The organism is Micromonospora sp. WMMA1976, from assembly GCF_027497335.1.
In the GTDB taxonomy this organism is placed as follows: Bacteria; Actinomycetota; Actinomycetes; order Mycobacteriales; family Micromonosporaceae; genus Micromonospora; species Micromonospora aurantiaca.
Genome location: NZ_CP114912.1, coordinates 5,859,207 through 5,876,212, shown reverse-complemented (window position 1 = coordinate 5,876,212; position 17,006 = coordinate 5,859,207). Strand labels below are relative to the sequence as shown.

Below are 17,006 nucleotides of genomic sequence, written 5' to 3'. Positions count from 1 at the left end.
TGCACGGTTGTCGTACGCCCGGTCATGCCAGTTCCTCCCGGATCCTGATCCGGCTCGCGACGAGCCGCGGATCCCGCTGCTCGGTGGCCGGTTCCCGGGTGCGTCGCCAGTCGGTCAGCGCGGTCCGGATGACCATGCGCGCGGGCCGGTCCGGGTCGACGTACCGGAAGATGAACGAGGTCGTCACGATCGCCAGCGAGATCTCCCATGCGGGGAACAGCTCGACCTGGAGCGTGAACAGCCAGTGGATGAACATGTAGAGGGGTACGAGCAGCATGAACAGGCCGTACTGGGCGTACGGCAGGTGGACGGGAAGGGTGTACCCGGGCGGCCCCAGGTAGACGAGGCGTGCCCGGTAGATGTCGTCGTCGGTGCGCAGCCGCATCGTCGCCCAGCGCCCTACTCGAAGATCAGGTTGATCAGGTAGTCGCCGACGAAGAAGAGTGTTGCCGCTCCGGCGATGAAGGCCAGGCCGATGATGGCGATGGCCGAGCTGGTCAGCACCTTGGAGATCTCACCCCGGCTGGCCCGGCCGATGAAGATCACCCCGAGGACCGCGAGCAGGATCGGCGCGATCTTGCTGGCGAAGAAGGTGACGACGTTGTCGGTGTCGATGCCCTTCGGTGCCGGCTCGGCGAGTGGAGTCGACGCCAGGGTGTGGAGCGCGTGGTCGACGGCACTGGACGCCGTTGCCATGAGCTCGATGGCGATCACTGGAAACCTCCCCAAGGTCGCGGCCGGCGGCGCCGCGTTGGTGCAAGTAGGCAAGCCTGGCGGGATGGTGCTCGTCAGAGACAGCGCCGTCAACGCTGAGTCCGTCACCCACCACGCAGAGTGGTGAGTTTTGGGGGGATTCTTCCCGCTTCGGCCCTCCCTCCAGGCTTCGCCATCTCGATGCTGGGCAATTCCAAAGCGTACGGCCCGGCCACCTTTGCGACAAGCCGTGAAGAGTCGACCTCCGACGGCCCGGATGACCGATCGTACACCTGTTCCAATGTGCACGTCAGGGGTGCCGCGTCGCGCGCTCGCCCGGTGGCCGGAAGCCCTGCCGGCGAACGGTACTGTCGGGTCCGTGACCGATCTGGTACGGGCGGAGGCCCCGGTGGTGATGGGCGTCCTCAACGTCACGCCCGACTCCTTCTCCGACGGCGGCAGATACGCCGATCTGGGCGCGGCAGTCGCACACGGGGTGCGACTGCGGGGGGACGGCGCCGACCTGATCGACGTGGGTGGCGAGTCCACCCGGCCCGGCGCCGAGCGGGTCGACGCGGAGACGGAGACCGCCCGGGTGCTGCCCGTGGTCCGCGAGCTGAGCGCCGCCGGCATCCTCGTCAGCATCGACACCAGCCGCGCCCGGGTCGCCGAGGCGGTCCTCGCCGCCGGCGCGTACGTGGTGAACGACGTCTCCGGCGGCCTCGCCGACCCGGACATGGCCCGGGTGGTTCGCGACGCCGGCTGCCCCTGGGTGCTCATGCACTGGCGGGGTCACTCGCGGGGGATGCGGGAGCTGGCGACGTACACCGACGTGGTGGCCGAGGTCCGGGACGAGCTGAGCCGGCGCGTCGACGCCGCGCTCGCCGCCGGGGTGGCCGCCGACCGGATCATCGTGGACCCGGGCCTGGGCTTCGCGAAGACCGCCGCGCACAACTGGGCGCTGAGCGCCCGCCTGCCCGAGCTGGTCGACCTGGGCTTCCCGGTGCTGTTCGGGGCGAGCCGCAAGTCCTACCTGGGCCGGTTGCTCGCCGACCCGGCCGGCGAACCACGCCCCACCGCCGGGCGGGAGGCCGCGACCGTCGCGACGAGCGTGCTCGCCGTCGCGGCCGGCGCCTGGGGGGTACGCGTGCACGACGTCCGCGCCACCGCCGACGCGCTCGCCGTCTGGCGCGCCACCGGCAGCCCCCGGCTCGCCACCGCGACCGGCACCCGGCCGGCGGAAGCGGCCACCGGCACGAGCGGAGGCGACAGATGAGCGACCGGATCGAGCTGACCGGCCTGCGCGCGCACGGCCGCCACGGCGTCTACGACTTCGAGCGCGCCCAGGGGCAGGAGTTCGTGGTCGACGCGGTGCTCGAACTGGACCTGGGCCCGGCCGCGCGCTCGGACGAGGTGACCGACACCGTGCACTACGGCGAACTCGCCGAACGTCTGGTCGCGGTGATCACCGGCGAGCCGGTGAACCTCATCGAGACACTCGCCGACCGGCTGCTCGCGGTCTGCCTGGCCGAGCCGCTGGTGGCCGCCGCGACGGTGACCGTGCACAAGCCGGAGGCCCCGATCCCGCACGCCTTCCGGGACGTCGCGGTCACGATGAGGCGTACCCGATGACCCGGGCCGTGCTGTCGATCGGCAGCAACCTGGGCGACCGGCTCGGCCATCTGCGCGGCGCGGTGGCCGCGCTCGGCGACCGGGTGCTCGTGGTCTCCGGCGTCTACGAGACTCCACCGTGGGGGGACGCCGACCAGCCCGCGTACCTGAACGCCGCGGTGATGGTCGCGGACCCGGCGGCGGCGCCGGATGACTGGCTGGAGTGCGCCCGGGCCGCGGAGGCGGCGGCCGGGCGCGACCGCGACCCGCAACGACGGTACGGGCCGCGCACGCTCGACGTGGACGTGATCGCGGTCTGGGACGACGCCGGCGAGCCGGTGCTCCGCGACGACCCCGAGCTGATCCTGCCGCACCCCCGGGCCCACCTGCGCGCCTTCGTGCTGCGCCCGTGGATCGACATCGAGCCGCACGGCCGGCTGCCCGGGCACGGCTGGCTGACCGATCTGCTCAACGCCGAGCCGCTCGCCGGGGACGCCCTGGAACTGAGCCCGCGACCCGATCTGGCGCTAGAGTCGGACACATGACCCGGTGGATCGTGGCCCGGCAGTGGCGAGCTGAGGAGGTGCGGTGAGCACCGACCGCTCCCCGCAGGGGCCCGACCGCTTCCGGATGGGGCCGACCCGGGCCTCCACCCTCGTGGTGGCCGGCCTGGCCGCCGCCGCGGTGGCCTGGCTGCTGATCAGCGGCTTCTACTACGACTTCGCCCCCGACCTGCCCTGGCTGCCGGTGATCACGCTGGCCGGGCTGGCCGTGCTGGAGGGCTACGCGGCGGTGAACACCCGGGGCCGGATCGAGCGGCGGCCCGGCCGGGAGCCGGTCAACCCGCTGCTGGTCGCCCGGTTCGTCGTGCTGGCCAAGGCGTCGGCGCTGGCCGGGGCCATCTTCGCCGGCTTCTACGCCGGGCTGACCGGCTGGCTGTTCGTGGAACGCACGAACGCCGCGGTGGGCGATCGGCCGGCCGCGCTCGGCGGCCTCATCGCCGCGCTGGCGCTGGTCGCGGCCGCGCTCTGGCTGGAACGCTCCTGCCGGGTGCCGGAGCAGGAGGACGACGAGGACCGCGAGCCCGGTGACCGGGAGACGCCCCGCGGGCGTCTCTGAGGGTTCCCCCCACCCCGGCCCGGCGGTACCGTCCCTGGCGACCGGAGAGCGACGGCCGCCACCGGTCCGCCCGCCCGTGGGCCGGACGCGGCCACCTGGGGGAGGCGCGAGCCAATGGCGTACGACGATGCGGGCCGGACAGCGCCGCCGGAGACGTCGTCCGGGGTGCCCGCTGCCGTACTGGAGAACGTCTTCGACGACCCGGCCCACGGCGAACCCGGCCGGGACCGGATCGCGGTGCACGTGTTCTGGGAGTTCGTGCTGCTCGCCGGCCTGGTCGCGATGGCCTGGCTGCTCTGGCGGGAGGACTCGGACGCGCTGCGCGGCGGCTCCCTGAAGACGCTGCTCGTCGACGTGGCGGCGCTGGGCCTGCTCGCCCTCGCCGCCGGCCTGAGCCTGCGGGCCGGCGCGGTGAACCTGGCGATCGGGCCGGTCGCGCTGGCCGCCGCCCTGCACTTCGCCGAGCAGGGCGACCGGGGCATGCGGGAGGCGCTGCTGCCGGCGCTGGCGATCGCGGCGGCGGCCGGGCTGGCGCTCGCCCTGGCCGTGGTGGTGCTGCACGTGCCCGGATGGGCGGCGAGCCTGGCCGGGGCAGCCGGTGTGATCGTCTACCTGGAACGGCGGACCGCCCCGGTGACGGTGCAGGGCGACTACGACCCGCGCGGCAGCGCGCTGTACTTCTTCGTGGGCTTCGCCGCGGTCGCCGTCCTCGGTGGCCTGTTCGCCGCGATGAGACCGGTACGCCGGCTGATCGGCCGGTTCCGTCCGGTCGCCGACCCGGCCCGGCGGCGCGGCGTGGCGGCCGCCACGGTGACCGCGCTGGCGCTCGTCGGGTCCACCGTGCTGGCGATGCTGGGCGGCGTGCTGATCGCGGCGAACGGGGACGGCCAGGTCGCGCCCGGCACCGGACTGGACTGGACCGTGCTGGCGGTCGGCACGGTGATGCTCGCCGGCACCAGCGCGTACGGGCGGCGCGGCGGCATCTTCGGCACCCTGTTCGCGGTCTGCCTGGTGGTGGTGTTCCTGGCCTGGACCGTGCCGCACGGCTGGACGGTCAGCCGGTGGGCGCTCGGCGGCGCCGTGCTCGGCGCCGGCCTGCTCGTCACCCGGCTGGTCGAGACGTTCGGCCGTCCCCACCCGGCACCGCCGGGTCCGCTCGGCCCGGTCCGCCCGGCCCGGGACGGCGCGCTGAGCGGCGGCTGGACGATGACCCCGCCGCCCGAACCGGCCGACGCCTGGCCCTCGGTGCTCCCGGTACGCCAGCACGACACCCCCGTCGAGGCGTGGGAGGCGCCGCGCTGGGACACCGAACCCCGGCGCTGGGACGCCGACGACCGCTGACCCCCGGCGGTGGCCGTGCGTCCGGCGCGCCCGGACTGATCTCTCCGGTTAGGCTCGGCGGCATGACCGATACTCCTGCCCCCGGTGGCCGCACCTTCGACGAGCTCGACAAGCTCTCCACCGAGGAACTGCGCGAGCAGGCGTTCAACCTGGCGCGCGACCGCCGCGACGTGGGCTTCTTCTGGTCGGTCCTGCGGCACCTGCCCAACGCCGACGAGGCCGCCGCGCTGGACGGCGCACCGAACTCGATCGGCCCGACCATCGACGAGGCGAACGCGCTCTGGCGTGAGCTGACCGGGCACGGCTACGACGAGTCCGCGCCGCTGCTGCGCGCCGCCTTCATCGACTACCTGATGAAGCACTGAGGTCGATGACTGCCCGTCGGCCGACGGCGGCCGACCGGTTGCGCAGGTTTGCCCGGCGGGACCGGCCGGGAACTGACCGCCGCATGGCTCTGAGCAACCGCCCCCGCACCGTCCCCCGGTACGGCACGGCCGCCGGCACCGGCACGCTCGCCGCGTTCCTGCTCGTCGCCGTCGGCGGCAGTCCGATGTACGTGGACTGGGCGCAGCGCGGCACCGACCCGACCGGCGCGGGTGGCTGGTTCCTGCGGCTGCTCGCCTGGCCGTCCTGGCGGTGGCAGGCGGACGAGGGCGTGTTCGCCACCAACCTGCGGGCGATCCTGCTGCTCGTGCTGGCCGCGGCACTGCTGTACCTGCTGCCCGGCCCGCAGGTCGACCGGGTGACGTCCTCGGGCAGCCAGTTCCTCTCCGGCTGGGGTGCGTACGCGCTCGCGGGCGGGCTCAGCGCCCTGCTCGCCACGCTCCTCGGCCCGCACGGCTCGCTGTTCGCCGCGTTCCAGGCCGCCAGCACCGGCGTCACGTACGGCTTCTTCGCCGGCTGGATCGTCGGACTGGCCAGCCTCGGCGGCCGGGCCTGACCTCAGTCCACAGCACCGAGGGCCAGCACCCGGGTGCGGGTGAGCAGCCCCACCGCCCGGCCCTCCTCGGTCACCACCACGTGCTCGGCACCGGAGGTGAGAAGCGCGCCGAGCGCGTCGTACGCCGAGTCGCCGAGCGCCACGGTGGGCAGGCCGGTGCCGCCGTCGGCCGGGAGCGGGTCGAGCACCGCGCGGGTCACCGGCGTGACCGCGAGCCGCCGGATGCCCCGGTCGGCGCCGACGAACTCGCGGACGAAGTCCGAGGCGGGCGAGCCGAGCAGCGCGGCGGGGCTGTCGTACTGCTCCAGCCGGCCGCCCTCGGACAGCACCGCGATCCGGTCGCCCAGCCGGACCGCCTCGTCGAGGTCGTGGGTGACCAGCACGATCGTCTTGCGTACCTCGGCCTGCAACCGCAGGAACTCCTCCTGCAGACGGGTCCGGACGATCGGGTCCACCGCCGAGAACGGCTCGTCCATCAGCAGCACCACCGGGTCGGCGGCGAGTGCCCGGGCCACGCCGACCCGCTGCCGCTGCCCGCCGGACAGCTCGTGCGGGTACCGCCTGCCGAACTGCGCCGGGTCCAGACCGACGAGTTCCAGCAGCTCGCCGACCCGGTCCCGGGTGCGCTGCTTCGGCCAGCCCAACAGCCCCGGCACGGTCGCCACGTTCGCGGCGACGGTCTGGTGCGGGAACAGTCCGACGTTCTGGATGACGTACCCGATGCGGCGGCGCAGCGCCACCGGGTCGACCCGGGTGACGTCGTCGTCGCCGAGCAGGATCCGCCCGTCGGTCGGCTCGATCAGTCGGTTGATCATGCGCAGCACCGTCGACTTGCCGCAGCCGGACGGGCCGATCAGCACCACCAGTTCGCCGGCCGCGACCTCCAGGCTCAGCTCGCGTACCGCCTCGGTGCCGTCCGGGTAGCGCTTGCGGATGCGCTCCAGCGTGATCGACGCCGCGCCGCCTCCGGCGGCGCTTCCCGGGGTACCGTCCACGTGTGTCCCTCCACCTGAGCTACCGGGCCGACCCGGGTAATCCGTGGTTCTCCTGGCAGTACGTGCGGGACAACTCTGACACGATCCTCGCCGCGCTGCGGGAGCACACCTGGCTGACCGCACGCGCCGTGGTGATCGCCGCGCTGGTGGCGTTGCCGCTCGCGGTGCTCGCGTACTGGTTCCGGTCGTTGTCGGCGCCCATCCTGGCGGTGACCGGGGTGCTCTACACCGTCCCGTCGCTGGCGTTGTTCGCGTTCCTCGCGCCGTACCTGGGCATCGGCGCGATCACCGTGCTCACCGTCGTCGCGCTGTACGCGCTGCTGGTGATCGTGCGCAACGCGCTGGCCGGGCTGAACCAGGTGCCGCCCGAGGTCCGCGAGGCCGCCGAGGGCATGGGGTACGGCAGGTGGGGCCGGCTGTTCCGGATCGAGCTGCCGCTGGCGCTGCCCGGCATCCTCACCGGCGTACGGCTGGCGACCGTGTCCACTGTCGCGCTCGTCACCGTCGGGGTGGTGGTCGGCCGGGGCGGGCTCGGGCAGCTCATCTTCGCGGGCTTCCAGAACAACTTCTACAAGGCGCAGATCATGGCCGGCACGGTGCTGTGCGTGCTGCTGGCGCTGGTGCTCGACCTGGTGCTGGCGGGCGTGGGCCGCCTGCTCACCCCCTGGCTGCGCGGGAGGTCCGCCCGGTGAACCCCGTCGAGCAGGCAGTGGTCTGGCTGAACGACCCGTTGAACTGGACCAACCCCGGCGGCGTGCTGGACCGCCTCGGCGAGCACCTGAGCATGTCCGCGCTGGCGGTGCTGCTGGGCTGCCTGGTGGCCTGGCCGATCGGGCTCTGGCTCGGGCACAGCGGCCGGGGCGGAGGGCTGGTCCTGCTGGTCTCCAACGTCACACTGGCGATCCCGACGCTGGCGCTGCTGACCATCCTCCCGCTGACGTTCCTCGGTTTCGGCCGCCCGGCCGTGGTGGTGGCGCTCGCGGTCTTCGCGATTCCGCCGCTGCTGGCCAACGCGTTCACCGGGGTGCGGCAGGCCGACCCGGAGGCCCGGGACGCGGCCCGGGGGATGGGCCTGTCCGGCGGGCAGGTGCTGCGCCGGGTGGAGCTGCCGCTCGCGGTGCCCTACCTGGCGGCCGGCTTCCGCACCGCGGCGGTTCAGGTGGTGGCCACCGCCGCGCTCGCCTCGTTCGTCAACGGCGGTGGGCTGGGCCAGATCATCCGGGCCGGGTTCGGGCTCGACATCGCCGCCGGCGGGGGCCAGATCATCGCCGGCGGGGTGCTGGTGGCCGGGTTGGCGCTGCTCGTCGAGGGGGTGCTCGCGCTGGTGGAGCGGGTGGTCACGCCCCGCCCGCTGCGCCGGGAGCGCCGGCGGGCGAACCGCCGCGCGACGGCGGCGACGACCGGCAGTTGAGCCGTCGGTGACGATCGGATGACGAAAACCGCTCCGAGTTTGTCGGTCGGGTCTGGAGGATATTGGCTGGAGTCGCGGGTGGCCGTCCGGATCGCCCGTCGGACACGCGGCCGGCCCGAGGGGGTCGCGCCGGGACACGGAAGGCGGGCACTGATGCGCGCGCGTACGACACTGGCCGCGGGGGCGCTCGGCGCACTCACCGCGGCTGTTCTCCTCACCGGGTGCGGCGACGCCGGCTCGTCCGGCACCGACGCGCCCGAGCAGGGCGCCTCGGGGGCGGGCTGCGCTCCGGTGGCCGGTGACCAGCTCGTCGTCCTGACCGACGACAAGAAGCTCCAGAACACCGACAACGTCATCCCGGCGATCAACGCGAAGGCGGCCACGCCGCAGCTCGTCGCCGCGCTGGACAAGGTCTCCGCGAAGCTCGACACCCCGAAGCTGATCCAGCTCAACCGGGCGGTCGACGTCGACCGCAAGACGCCCCAGGTCGCGGCGCAGGAGTTCGCCTCCGCAAACGGCGTGACCGACGGGATCGAGAAGGGCCCGGGCGGTCAGATCACGGTCGGCGCCGGCAACTTCAGCGAGAGCCAGACCATCGCCGAGCTCTACAAGATCGCGCTCACCGCGGCCGGCTACCAGGTCAAGGTGCAGACCATCGGCAACCGGGAGCTCTACGAGCCGGCCCTGGAGAAGGGCCAGATCCAGGTCGTCCCGGAGTACGCCGCCACCATGGCGGAGTTCCTCAACACCAAGGCGAACGGCAAGGACGCCCAGCCCGTCTCCTCCCCGGAGCTGGACAAGACCGTCGCGGCGCTGAAGACCGAGGGTGACAAGGCCGGCCTGGTCTTCGGCCAGCCGTCTCAGGCGCAGGACCAGAACGCGTTCGCCGTCACCAAGGCGTTCGCCGACAAGTACGGCGTGTCCACGCTCTCCGAGCTGGCCGCCAAGTGCTCCGGCCAGGCCACCGTGCTGGCCGGGCCGCCGGAGTGCCCGCAGCGGCCGAAGTGCCAGGCCGGTCTGGTCGAGGTGTACGACTTCAAGGCCGGCTCGTTCAGCTCGCTGGACGCGGGCGGCCCGCAGACCAAGAACGCGCTGAAGACCGGCTCGGCGAGCGTCGGCCTGGTCTTCTCCTCCGACGCGGCGCTGGCCACGAGCTGACCCGGCACCGCCGGCCGGCGCCACGCGTGCCGGCCGGCGGCACGGGCAGCCCGTTCGGCGGGCCGCTCATCGAGTGGCGCCGACCCGTTCCCCTCGGGTGGAACTCTCGGTACTCTGCTCAGCCATGCCAGCCTCGGTCGCGCCCGCCGACAAGAGCACGCCTGCCCTGCTCAACGTCCTGTTCTGGGTCGGTGTGGGGCTGGCGCCCCTGGCCGCGCTCATCCTGCTGGTCGCCGACGGCAACGGCTCGCTCCGGTTCGGCGCGGTCCTGGCGATCCTCGCGGTCGTGCTCATCGGTCTGTCCATCGCGCTGCGGCCGGACAACGTTTCCGCAGGTGCGGAGGCCGAGGAACTGCGCGAGGAGCTGGCGCAGCTCCGGCGGGAGTTGCGGGCCGAGATCGTGGCCGCCGCCCAGCGCGGCAACCAGGCGCTCGACCAGGCACGACGGGCCGAGGAGGTGGCCGGCGCGCTACGGCACCGGCTCGACGCGGCCGCCGCCGGACTGGCGTCCGCGCCCGTGTCCACCTCGGCGTCCGCCTCCGCGCCGGCGCCGGAGCGCCCGAGCGGTGCGGCGAGGGTACCGGTCACCGGCACGTCCGACGTCGGCCGGGCGCAGCCGGCCGGCCGGGACGACGACGAACCGGCCCGGCCGGCGTACTCCGGCGGCCGCTACGGAACCGATGCCGACGCGTCCCGGGCGGGCCACTACGACGCGGACCCGCCTCGGACCGGCCACCACGACGCCGCCCCGTCCCGGACCGGCCGCTACGACGCCGACTCGCCAAGGGCGGGCCGCTACGACGCCGAGCCGGCGCGGGCCGGCCACTACGACGCCGACTCGCCAAGGGCCGGTCGGCACGACGCCGAGCCGGCGCGGGCCACCGCACGGCCGGACCGGCAGGCGAGCGGGGTGTACGGCGCGGCGCGGGTGTCCGAGCCGATGCCCAGGCCGGAGAGCCGCCCGGTCGGCGTGGTCCACCACACCGAGACGGTGCACGTCACCACCCGGCACACCATCGTCGGCGGTGGTGAACCGGCCGGAAGCCGGTACGGCGGATTCCCCGGCGGCTGGTCGGACGAGGACCGGTCCCGGGGCACGGACCCGGCCGACCAGTGGCGCGCGGGCCACCGCGAATCGGGCCGGGACGACCGGACAGGTCGTCGGGCCGGGCCGGACGACGGTGGCTGGGGCACCGGTGCCGGCGACGACGGGCACTCGTGGACCGACCCCGGACGGCTGGGCGCCGAGCATCCGTGGGCGGGTGTCGGCCGGGCCACTGCCGGAGAACAGGGCTGGTCCGGACGTACCGCCGGGGGCGGTTGGTCGAGCGGCCACGACCAGGGCCGGACGGCAGCGGAGGAGCAGCGGCAGTGGTCCGGCGCTGGTGAGGACCGGGCAGGCCGGGCGGCGAGTACCTGGCCGGCGGCGGGCGAACCGGCGGACCGGGCGGGCGCCGGCGGCGACCAGTGGTCCGAGATGCGGGCCGGCAATCGGTGGGCAGCGGTACGCGACGACGGTGACGGCCGGGAGATCCGGCTCGGGGAACGGCGGGCCGCAGTGCACGCCGACGGTGGCGGTACCGAGTACCGGGTCGAGGACCGGTGGGCGTCGGTGCGCGGCGGCAGGCCAGACGCGAGCGGGCCGGACGGAACCGACGACCGCTGGTCCGGGGAGAGGGAGAGCCACCCGGCGCTGCCGGCCGGTGGGGTGCCGGTGCCGGACGAGTGGCGGCCGCCGACGCAGCGCAGCGGCCAGCCGGAATGGCGTCAGCCGCCGCCGGAGTGGCACCGGCCCGAACCGGAGTGGAGTCAGCCGGCACCGGACCGGCACCAGGCCGAACCGGAGTGGCGAACGCACCAGGTCGAGCCGGATTGGCGTCAGCCGGAAGCGCGTCAGCCCGAACCGGAGCAGTGGCGTCGGCCCGAGCCGGAATGGCGGCCGGCGGAACCGGAGTGGCGGAGCCCGGAGCACGGTGCACACGGCCGGCCGTACCGGGACACCGCCGACCGCTGGCGCTGACCCCGCCGGCTACTTGTCGATGTCGCCCACCACGAAGAACATCGAGCCGAGGATGGCGATCAGGTCCGGCACCAGGCAGCCGGGCAGCAGCGACGACAGCGCCTGCACGTTCGCGTACGAGGCGGTGCGCAGCTTCATCCGCCACGGCGTCTTCTCGCCCCGGGACACCAGGTAGTAGCCGTTGATGCCGAGCGGGTTCTCGGTCCAGGCGTACGTGTGCCCCTCGGGGGCCTTCAGCACCTTCGGCAGCCGCGTGTTCACCGGCCCGCTGATCCGGTCCACCCGGTCCAGGCACTGCTCGGCGAGGTCGAGCGAGGCGTACACCTGGTCGAGCAGCACCTCGAAGCGGGCGTGACAGTCGCCGGCGGTCTTCGTCACCACCGGCACGTCGAGCTGGTCATAGGCCAGGTAGGGCTCGTCGCGGCGCAGGTCGAGGTCGAGCCCGGAGGCGCGGGCGACCGGCCCGGACGCGCCGAACGCGGCGGCGTCGGCGGCGGAGAGCACGCCGACCCCGACGGTACGGGCCAGGAAGATCTCGTTGCGCCGGATCAGGTTGTCCAGGTCGGGCATCCGGCGGCGTACCTCGGCGATGGCGGCGCGGGCACGCTCGGTCCAGCCGGACGGCACCTCCTCCTTCAGGCCGCCGACCCGGTTGAACATGTAGTGGATCCGGCCGCCGGAGACCTCCTCCATCACGGCCTGGATGGTCTCCCGTTCCCGGAACGCGTAGAACATCGGCGTGATCGCGCCGATCTCAAGCGGGTACGAGCCGAGGAACATCAGGTGGTTGAGCACCCGGTTCAGCTCGGCCAGCGCCATCCGCAGCCAGGTGGCGCGTTCCGGTACCTCCATGCCCATCAGTCGCTCGACCGCGAGCACCACGCCCAGCTCGTTGGAGAACGCCGACAACCAGTCGTGCCGGTTCGCCAGCACGATGATCTGCCGGTAGTCGCGTACCTCGAAGAGCTTCTCCGCCCCCCGGTGCATGTAGCCGACGATCGGTTCGGCGGCGACCACCCGCTCCCCGTCGAGCACCAGCTTCAGCCGCAGCACGCCGTGCGTGGAGGGGTGTTGCGGCCCGATGTTGAGCACCATGTCGGTGCCGAGCTGCTCACCGCCGGCGCCGGTACCGACTGTCAGCTCGCGGAGGTCGGCGGCGTCCGTGGTCATGCCCGTCATCGTGCCACGACCGCGTCGAGCGCGACGCCGACCGGCTGCCGCAGCCACAGGTGCCCGCCGAGCCCGGCCGGGTCGGTCAGTTCGGCCGCCGCCGACGCCGCGGCGAGCGCCCGCAGGTAGCCGGCCGGGTCGCGGGAGGCCAGGCTCAGCGGCGGTCGCCCGCCGTCGGCCCCGAGCGCCCGCAGCGCCTCCCGCTGAGAGACCAGGGAGTACGCGCACCGCGCGACCCGCTCACCGGCGGAGGCGACCGAGTCCATGGCGACGTGCGCCGTCACGTCGCACGACCCGTCCGGAACCGGCGGCACCTGCCGCCCACCCCGATACCCGGTCAACGTCCCGTCCAGGGGACGCGAGTCCCGCAGATGCCCGTAGTCCACCGCGAGCGCCACCCCCCGCGCCACCTTCCCCACAGCCTCGGCCCAGGCCAGATCCCGTCCCACCCCGATCTCCGCCCTCTCACCGCCCCGGGTGGGGGTGGGGGGCCACCAGGTGGTCAGCCAGGTGGTGTCGGTGGGGGACGGGGGCGGGCCCATCGTCTCCTCGCCGGTTTTCGGGTTCACCAGGAGGAGGCGCCGGCCCTCGGGGGTGTGGACCGCCACGTCCACTGGGACGTTGTCCAGCCATTCCGTCGCCAGGAGCAGGCCGGTGATGCCGTCCGGGATGTCGGGGCGCCAGTCGATCTGCGAGGGCAGGTCCGGCGGGCGGGGGGCTCGTTCCACGGCTACCGGCCTGAGCCGGGCGGCCAGTTCGGGTGCGGCCCGGGACAGCAGCGCCCGGAGCAGTTCGCCCCGGCCCGCGCCCACGTCCACCACGTCCAGCCGGGCCGGGTGCCCCAGCGCCGCGTCCACCGTCTCGAGCTGCCGCAGCATGCAGGCGGCGAAGACGGGTGAGGCGTGCACGCTCGTGCGGAAGTGCGCGGCAGGCCCGGCGCCGGAGACGAAGAAGCCGTCCGGCCCGTACAGCGCCCGCTCCATCGCGTCGCGCCAGCGCAGCGGGGTGGTCACCGTGCCGACCCTACGGGACGTACCCGAACGGGCGGTTTGCCCGCCACCGCGGCAGCCGCTTCCGGCGGTCGGTGAAGGTTTTCACACCTTCTTGTTCCGGGTCTGTCACCCGGGCGCATACTTGCCATCGACCGGTACCCCCTTCGAGGACTGGATCGCTGCCATGAGCGCACCGCTGCGCCCCCGGGCCACCGCTGCCCCGCTCGTCTTCCCGCGTACCCTCGCCGTCGGCGTCCTCGGCGCCGGCCGGGTCGGCGCCGTGCTGGGCGCGGCCCTCGCCGCCGCCGGTCACCGGGTGGTCGCCGCGTCCGGTGCCTCGGGCGCGACGAAGGCCCGGATGGCGCTGCTGCTGCCGCAGACCCCGCACCGTTCCGCGTCCGCCGTGGCGCGCGCCGCCGCCGACCTGCTGATCGTCGCGGTCCCGGACGACGCGCTGGCGGGCGTGATCGCCGACCTGGCCGAGAGCGGCGCGCTGCGCCCCGGCCAGGTGGTGGCGCACACGTCCGGCGCGCACGGGCTCGCCGCGCTGGCCCCGGCCGTCGAGGCGGGCGCCCGGCCGCTCGCGCTGCACCCCGCGATGACCTTCACCGGTACGCCGGATGACCTGTCCCGCCTGCCCGGCATCTCCTACGGGGTGACCGCCCCGGCCGAGCTGCGCCCGTTCGCGGCCCGGCTGGTGGCCGACCTGGGCGGCGTACCGGAGTGGGTCGGTGAGAACGATCGGCCGCTCTACCACGCGGCGCTCGCGCACGGCGCGAACCACCTGGTGACGCTCGTCAACGAGGCGGCCGACCGGCTGCGCGACGCCGGGGTGGAGCGGCCGGAGAAGGTGCTCGCCCCGCTGCTGCGGGCGGCGCTGGAGAACGCGCTGCGGCTGGGCGACGACGCCCTCACCGGCCCGGTGTCGCGGGGCGACGCGGGCACCGTACGCCGGCATCTGGACCGGCTGGCGCGGACCGCGCCGGAATCCGTACCCGCGTACCTGGCGTTGGCACGACGGACGGCTGATCGTGCCGTCGCGGTCGGCCGCCTCCGCCCGGCGGACGCGGCCGCGCTGCGCAACGTGCTCGACGGAATCGAGGTGGCGGCCTGATGGCCGAGGTGCTGCACACGCGCAAGGAACTGGCGGCCGCGCGCGAGGCGATGGCCGGCCCGGTCGGCGTGGTGATGACCATGGGCGCGCTGCACGCCGGGCACGAGGCGCTGCTGCGGGCCGCCCGCGAGCGCACCGGCCACGTCATCGTCACGATCTTCGTGAACCCGCTGCAGTTCGGCCCGAACGAGGACTTCGACCGCTACCCGCGCACGCTCGACACCGACCTGGAGATCTGCCGCCGGGCCGGGGTGGACGTGGTGTTCGCGCCCTCGGTGACCGAGATGTACCCGGAGGGCCGACCGACCGTGCGGCTCGACCCGGGGCCGCTCGGCGAGGACCTGGAGGGCCTGAGCCGTCCCGGTTTCTTCCACGGCGTGCTCACCGTGGTCATGAAGCTGCTCCAGCTCACCCGCCCGGACCTGGCGTTCTTCGGCGAGAAGGACTACCAGCAGCTCACCCTGGTCCGCCGGATGGTTCGCGACCTCGACGTGCCGGCCGAGATCGTCGGCGTGCCGACCGTACGGGAACCGGACGGGCTGGCCATGTCCAGCCGTAACCGGTACCTGTCGGCGGCCGAGCGGGAGACCGCGCTGAGCCTGTCCGCCGCGTTGCGGGCCGGCGCGACGGCGGCCGAGCGGGGTGAGGACGCGGGCGCGGTGCTGGCCGCCGCGCACCGGGCCTTCGACGCGCCGGACGCCCGCCTGGACTACCTGGTGCTCACCGACACCGAGCTGGAACCCGGCCCGGTCGCCGGTCCGGCCCGGCTGCTGATCGCGGCCTGGGTCGGCGCCACCCGCCTGATCGACAACACGGCGATCCACCTCGCGCCGCGTCCCTGAACCCCACCACGAATGCGGAAAGGCACCCCGATGCTGCGGACCATGCTCAAGTCGAAGATCCATCGGGCCACCGTGACCCAGGCCGACCTGCACTACGTCGGCTCGGTGACTGTGGACGAGGACCTGCTCGACGCGGCGGACCTGATCCCCGGCGAGCAGGTGGCGATCGTGGACATCACAAACGGCGCCCGGCTGGAGACGTACGTGATCCCGGGGCAGCGGGGTAGCGGCGTGATCGGCATCAACGGCGCCGCCGCGCACCTCGTGCACCCCGGTGACCTGGTCATCCTGATCTCGTACGGGCAGATGGACGACGCCGAGGCCCGCACGTACCGCCCGAAGGTGGTGCACGTCGACGCCGACAACAAGGTCGTCGACCTGACCGCCGACCCGACCACGGCGGCCCCCGGCACCGCAGGCGCTCCCGTCCCCAACCCCCTGGCCGCCGCCCGCAGCTGACCCTCCCGGGTCGCCGCCCCCTCTCGCCGTTGATCTTGCACTTTCGGCCCTCGGCGCGGGCGGTTCGCCCCTTTCGCCGGGGCAGCAAGCGCAAGATCGGCGGGGCGAGAGGGGCGAGGACGGGGCGCAAGGGCGGGGAACGCGGTCTGTCACCGGAAGGTCATTTTCGGCTACCCTGGGCGGACCGTCGGGGATCGACGGTCGTCGGCTGGGGGAGGCCGCGATGCGCCGTGCGATGAGCTTCCTGGTCGCCGCGATGGTCGCGAGCGCCGCCCTGGCCGGCTGTGCCGGCACCGGCGGGCTGGACGGCGACCTCACCGACGACTGGGCCGCGATGGCCGCACCCGGGCCGTTCACCCCGGCCGCAGAGGTCTGCCAGGTCGCCGACTTCACCCCGAGCGTCGGCCTGGCCGCGTACGCGCCGGTCGGCTGCGAGCTGCCGCACCGGGTGGAGACCGTGCACGTCGGGGCGTTCACCGCCGACCGGCCCACCCCGCCGCCGCTCGCCTCGCCCGATCTGCGTACCGCGTTCGCCGACTGCGACAAGCGGGCCACCGGGTACGTGGGTGACGACTGGCGCGCCGGTCGGCTCCGGCTGGCGGTGGCGGTGCCGACAGGCACCGCCTGGACGGCGGGCTCCCGCTGGTACCGGTGCGACCTGACCGAGCTGACCACGGTCGAGGCGGCGGCCACCGTGGTCACCCGGACGGGCAGCCTGCGGGACGCGCTCAAGACGCCCTCCCCGCTGCGGCTGGGCTGCCAGCGGTCGGTGCGGGACGGGAACCGCGTGGAGCGGCTCAACCCGGTCGACTGCGCTGTCGCGCACGACGCCGAGTTCGTCGGCGTGTGGGCTGCGCCGGACCGCCCGTACCCGAAGAAGCCCGAGGATTGGGTCCCGCTCTACGACGGTTGCTTCGGTGTGATCGCCCGCTACGCCGGGGTGCCCGCCGACGCGTTCCTGCGCTACCGCAGCGACGTGGTGGTCCGGCCGCCCGCCGCCGGCCGCTGGGCGGTCGGCGACCGGGGCGTGCGCTGCTACCTGTGGCTCAGCACGCGGACGGTGACCACCTCACTGAAGGGCGCCGGACCGGCCGCCCTCCCGCGCCGCACGAGGTAGCCGAGGGCACTCGTCACGCCCCCC

Annotated in this window: 20 protein-coding genes; 15 read left to right on the top strand and 5 right to left on the bottom strand. The window is 74.2% G+C overall.

All coding sequences use genetic code 11. From position 1 onward, the window contains the following. Positions 1–22: 22 nt before the first annotated feature. The gene (locus O7546_RS27175) at positions 23–385 is read right to left on the bottom strand and encodes a hypothetical protein (RefSeq protein ID WP_013288977.1); all 363 of its coding nucleotides are present in this window, start codon (positions 383–385) and stop codon (positions 23–25) included. Positions 386–399: 14 nt separating this feature from the next. Next, complete coding sequence (locus tag O7546_RS27170) at positions 400–714, bottom strand: hypothetical protein (protein ID WP_013288976.1); 315 nt, start codon at positions 712–714, stop codon at positions 400–402. Between the two features lie 358 nt (positions 715–1,072). Here O7546_RS27170 and folP point away from each other — a divergent pair, with 358 nt between their 5' ends. The 7 genes from folP (at position 1,073) to O7546_RS27135 (ending at position 5,704) form a co-directional block, all read left to right on the top strand. Continuing rightward, on the top strand, positions 1,073–1,969 hold the full coding sequence (gene folP, locus O7546_RS27165; protein WP_194801954.1) for a dihydropteroate synthase: 897 nt from the start codon (positions 1,073–1,075) through the stop codon (positions 1,967–1,969). Then, positions 1,966–2,325, top strand: a complete 360-nt coding sequence (gene folB, locus O7546_RS27160) for a dihydroneopterin aldolase (protein ID WP_013288974.1) — start codon at positions 1,966–1,968, stop codon at positions 2,323–2,325. Before folP ends, folB begins: the two co-directional genes overlap by 4 nt. After that, positions 2,322–2,849, top strand: coding sequence for a 2-amino-4-hydroxy-6-hydroxymethyldihydropteridine diphosphokinase (gene folK, locus O7546_RS27155; protein ID WP_194801953.1), 528 nt, complete (start codon positions 2,322–2,324; stop codon positions 2,847–2,849). The genes folB and folK overlap by 4 nt, the downstream gene beginning before the upstream one ends. Before the next feature lie 85 nt (positions 2,850–2,934). Continuing rightward, on the top strand, positions 2,935–3,423 hold the full coding sequence (locus O7546_RS27150) for a DUF3180 domain-containing protein (protein WP_120574102.1): 489 nt from the start codon (positions 2,935–2,937) through the stop codon (positions 3,421–3,423). Between the two features lie 114 nt (positions 3,424–3,537). Continuing rightward, positions 3,538–4,764 carry an ABC transporter permease gene (locus O7546_RS27145; protein WP_194801952.1) on the top strand — a complete coding sequence of 409 codons (1,227 nt, stop codon included), beginning with the start codon at positions 3,538–3,540 and terminating at the stop codon, positions 4,762–4,764. 62 nt (positions 4,765–4,826) lie between these two features. After that, positions 4,827–5,129, top strand: a complete 303-nt coding sequence (locus O7546_RS27140) for a hypothetical protein (RefSeq protein ID WP_135242344.1) — start codon at positions 4,827–4,829, stop codon at positions 5,127–5,129. A gap of 83 nt (positions 5,130–5,212) precedes the next feature. Continuing rightward, on the top strand, positions 5,213–5,704 hold the full coding sequence (locus O7546_RS27135; RefSeq protein ID WP_013288969.1) for a hypothetical protein: 492 nt from the start codon (positions 5,213–5,215) through the stop codon (positions 5,702–5,704). Positions 5,705–5,706: 2 nt separating this feature from the next. Here the strand turns inward: O7546_RS27135 and O7546_RS27130 are convergent, their stop codons facing one another. Next, positions 5,707–6,699, bottom strand: a complete 993-nt coding sequence (locus O7546_RS27130; RefSeq protein ID WP_281600191.1) for an ATP-binding cassette domain-containing protein — start codon at positions 6,697–6,699, stop codon at positions 5,707–5,709. 2 nt (positions 6,700–6,701) lie between these two features. Between O7546_RS27130 and O7546_RS27125 the strand changes: the two genes are divergently transcribed. The 4 genes from O7546_RS27125 to O7546_RS27110 all read left to right on the top strand — a co-directional run bounded on the left by O7546_RS27125 (position 6,702) and on the right by O7546_RS27110 (position 11,288). Beyond that, on the top strand, positions 6,702–7,391 hold the full coding sequence (locus O7546_RS27125; RefSeq protein ID WP_013288967.1) for an ABC transporter permease: 690 nt from the start codon (positions 6,702–6,704) through the stop codon (positions 7,389–7,391). Next, positions 7,388–8,110 (top strand): ABC transporter permease subunit, encoded by a 723-nt coding sequence (locus O7546_RS27120; protein ID WP_194801950.1) that lies wholly within the window; start codon positions 7,388–7,390, stop codon positions 8,108–8,110. The genes O7546_RS27125 and O7546_RS27120 overlap by 4 nt, the downstream gene beginning before the upstream one ends. 153 nt (positions 8,111–8,263) lie before the next feature. Then, positions 8,264–9,268, top strand: coding sequence for a glycine betaine ABC transporter substrate-binding protein (locus O7546_RS27115; RefSeq protein WP_091425701.1), 1,005 nt, complete (start codon positions 8,264–8,266; stop codon positions 9,266–9,268). Positions 9,269–9,392: 124 nt separating this feature from the next. Continuing rightward, positions 9,393–11,288, top strand: coding sequence for a hypothetical protein (locus tag O7546_RS27110; RefSeq protein ID WP_281600190.1), 1,896 nt, complete (start codon positions 9,393–9,395; stop codon positions 11,286–11,288). Positions 11,289–11,297: 9 nt separating this feature from the next. On the opposite strand, the gene O7546_RS27105 is transcribed toward O7546_RS27110, so the two are convergent. Both O7546_RS27105 and O7546_RS27100 read right to left on the bottom strand, forming a co-directional pair. After that, positions 11,298–12,467 (bottom strand): NADH-quinone oxidoreductase subunit D, encoded by a 1,170-nt coding sequence (locus tag O7546_RS27105; protein WP_281600189.1) that lies wholly within the window; start codon positions 12,465–12,467, stop codon positions 11,298–11,300. Next, complete coding sequence (locus O7546_RS27100; protein ID WP_281601188.1) at positions 12,464–13,441, bottom strand: SAM-dependent methyltransferase; 978 nt, start codon at positions 13,439–13,441, stop codon at positions 12,464–12,466. The genes O7546_RS27105 and O7546_RS27100 overlap by 4 nt, the downstream gene beginning before the upstream one ends. Before the next feature lie 193 nt (positions 13,442–13,634). Here O7546_RS27100 and O7546_RS27095 point away from each other — a divergent pair, with 193 nt between their 5' ends. From O7546_RS27095 to O7546_RS27080, 4 genes are all read left to right on the top strand, one after another. Then, positions 13,635–14,564 (top strand): Rossmann-like and DUF2520 domain-containing protein, encoded by a 930-nt coding sequence (locus tag O7546_RS27095; protein ID WP_281600188.1) that lies wholly within the window; start codon positions 13,635–13,637, stop codon positions 14,562–14,564. Beyond that, positions 14,564–15,406 (top strand): pantoate--beta-alanine ligase, encoded by an 843-nt coding sequence (gene panC, locus O7546_RS27090; protein WP_194801945.1) that lies wholly within the window; start codon positions 14,564–14,566, stop codon positions 15,404–15,406. Before O7546_RS27095 ends, panC begins: the two co-directional genes overlap by 1 nt. 30 nt (positions 15,407–15,436) lie before the next feature. Next, positions 15,437–15,865, top strand: a complete 429-nt coding sequence (panD, locus tag O7546_RS27085; protein WP_194802007.1) for an aspartate 1-decarboxylase — start codon at positions 15,437–15,439, stop codon at positions 15,863–15,865. A gap of 223 nt (positions 15,866–16,088) precedes the next feature. Continuing rightward, a complete protein-coding gene (locus O7546_RS27080; RefSeq protein ID WP_281600187.1) occupies positions 16,089–16,982 on the top strand; it encodes a septum formation family protein in 894 nt (297 codons plus the stop codon). Positions 16,983–17,006 lie beyond the last annotated feature (24 nt).

What these genes read in the sequence shown, in the direction of transcription:
- O7546_RS27175 (WP_013288977.1), bottom strand. Translation starts at nt 385, where the DNA reads ATGCGGCTGCGCACCGACGACGACATCTACCGGGCACGCCTCGTCTAC.
- folB (WP_013288974.1), top strand. Translation starts at nt 1,966, where the DNA reads ATGAGCGACCGGATCGAGCTGACCGGCCTGCGCGCGCACGGCCGCCAC.
- folK (WP_194801953.1), top strand. Translation starts at nt 2,322, where the DNA reads ATGACCCGGGCCGTGCTGTCGATCGGCAGCAACCTGGGCGACCGGCTC.
- O7546_RS27150 (WP_120574102.1), top strand. Translation starts at nt 2,935, where the DNA reads ATGGGGCCGACCCGGGCCTCCACCCTCGTGGTGGCCGGCCTGGCCGCC.
- O7546_RS27145 (WP_194801952.1), top strand. Translation starts at nt 3,538, where the DNA reads ATGGCGTACGACGATGCGGGCCGGACAGCGCCGCCGGAGACGTCGTCC.
- O7546_RS27140 (WP_135242344.1), top strand. Translation starts at nt 4,827, where the DNA reads ATGACCGATACTCCTGCCCCCGGTGGCCGCACCTTCGACGAGCTCGAC.
- O7546_RS27135 (WP_013288969.1), top strand. Translation starts at nt 5,213, where the DNA reads ATGGCTCTGAGCAACCGCCCCCGCACCGTCCCCCGGTACGGCACGGCC.
- O7546_RS27115 (WP_091425701.1), top strand. Translation starts at nt 8,264, where the DNA reads ATGCGCGCGCGTACGACACTGGCCGCGGGGGCGCTCGGCGCACTCACC.
- O7546_RS27110 (WP_281600190.1), top strand. Translation starts at nt 9,393, where the DNA reads ATGCCAGCCTCGGTCGCGCCCGCCGACAAGAGCACGCCTGCCCTGCTC.
- O7546_RS27105 (WP_281600189.1), bottom strand. Translation starts at nt 12,467, where the DNA reads ATGACGGGCATGACCACGGACGCCGCCGACCTCCGCGAGCTGACAGTC.
- O7546_RS27100 (WP_281601188.1), bottom strand. Translation starts at nt 13,441, where the DNA reads ATGGAGCGGGCGCTGTACGGGCCGGACGGCTTCTTCGTCTCCGGCGCC.
- O7546_RS27095 (WP_281600188.1), top strand. Translation starts at nt 13,635, where the DNA reads ATGAGCGCACCGCTGCGCCCCCGGGCCACCGCTGCCCCGCTCGTCTTC.
- panC (WP_194801945.1), top strand. Translation starts at nt 14,564, where the DNA reads ATGGCCGAGGTGCTGCACACGCGCAAGGAACTGGCGGCCGCGCGCGAG.
- panD (WP_194802007.1), top strand. Translation starts at nt 15,437, where the DNA reads ATGCTGCGGACCATGCTCAAGTCGAAGATCCATCGGGCCACCGTGACC.
- O7546_RS27080 (WP_281600187.1), top strand. Translation starts at nt 16,089, where the DNA reads ATGCGCCGTGCGATGAGCTTCCTGGTCGCCGCGATGGTCGCGAGCGCC.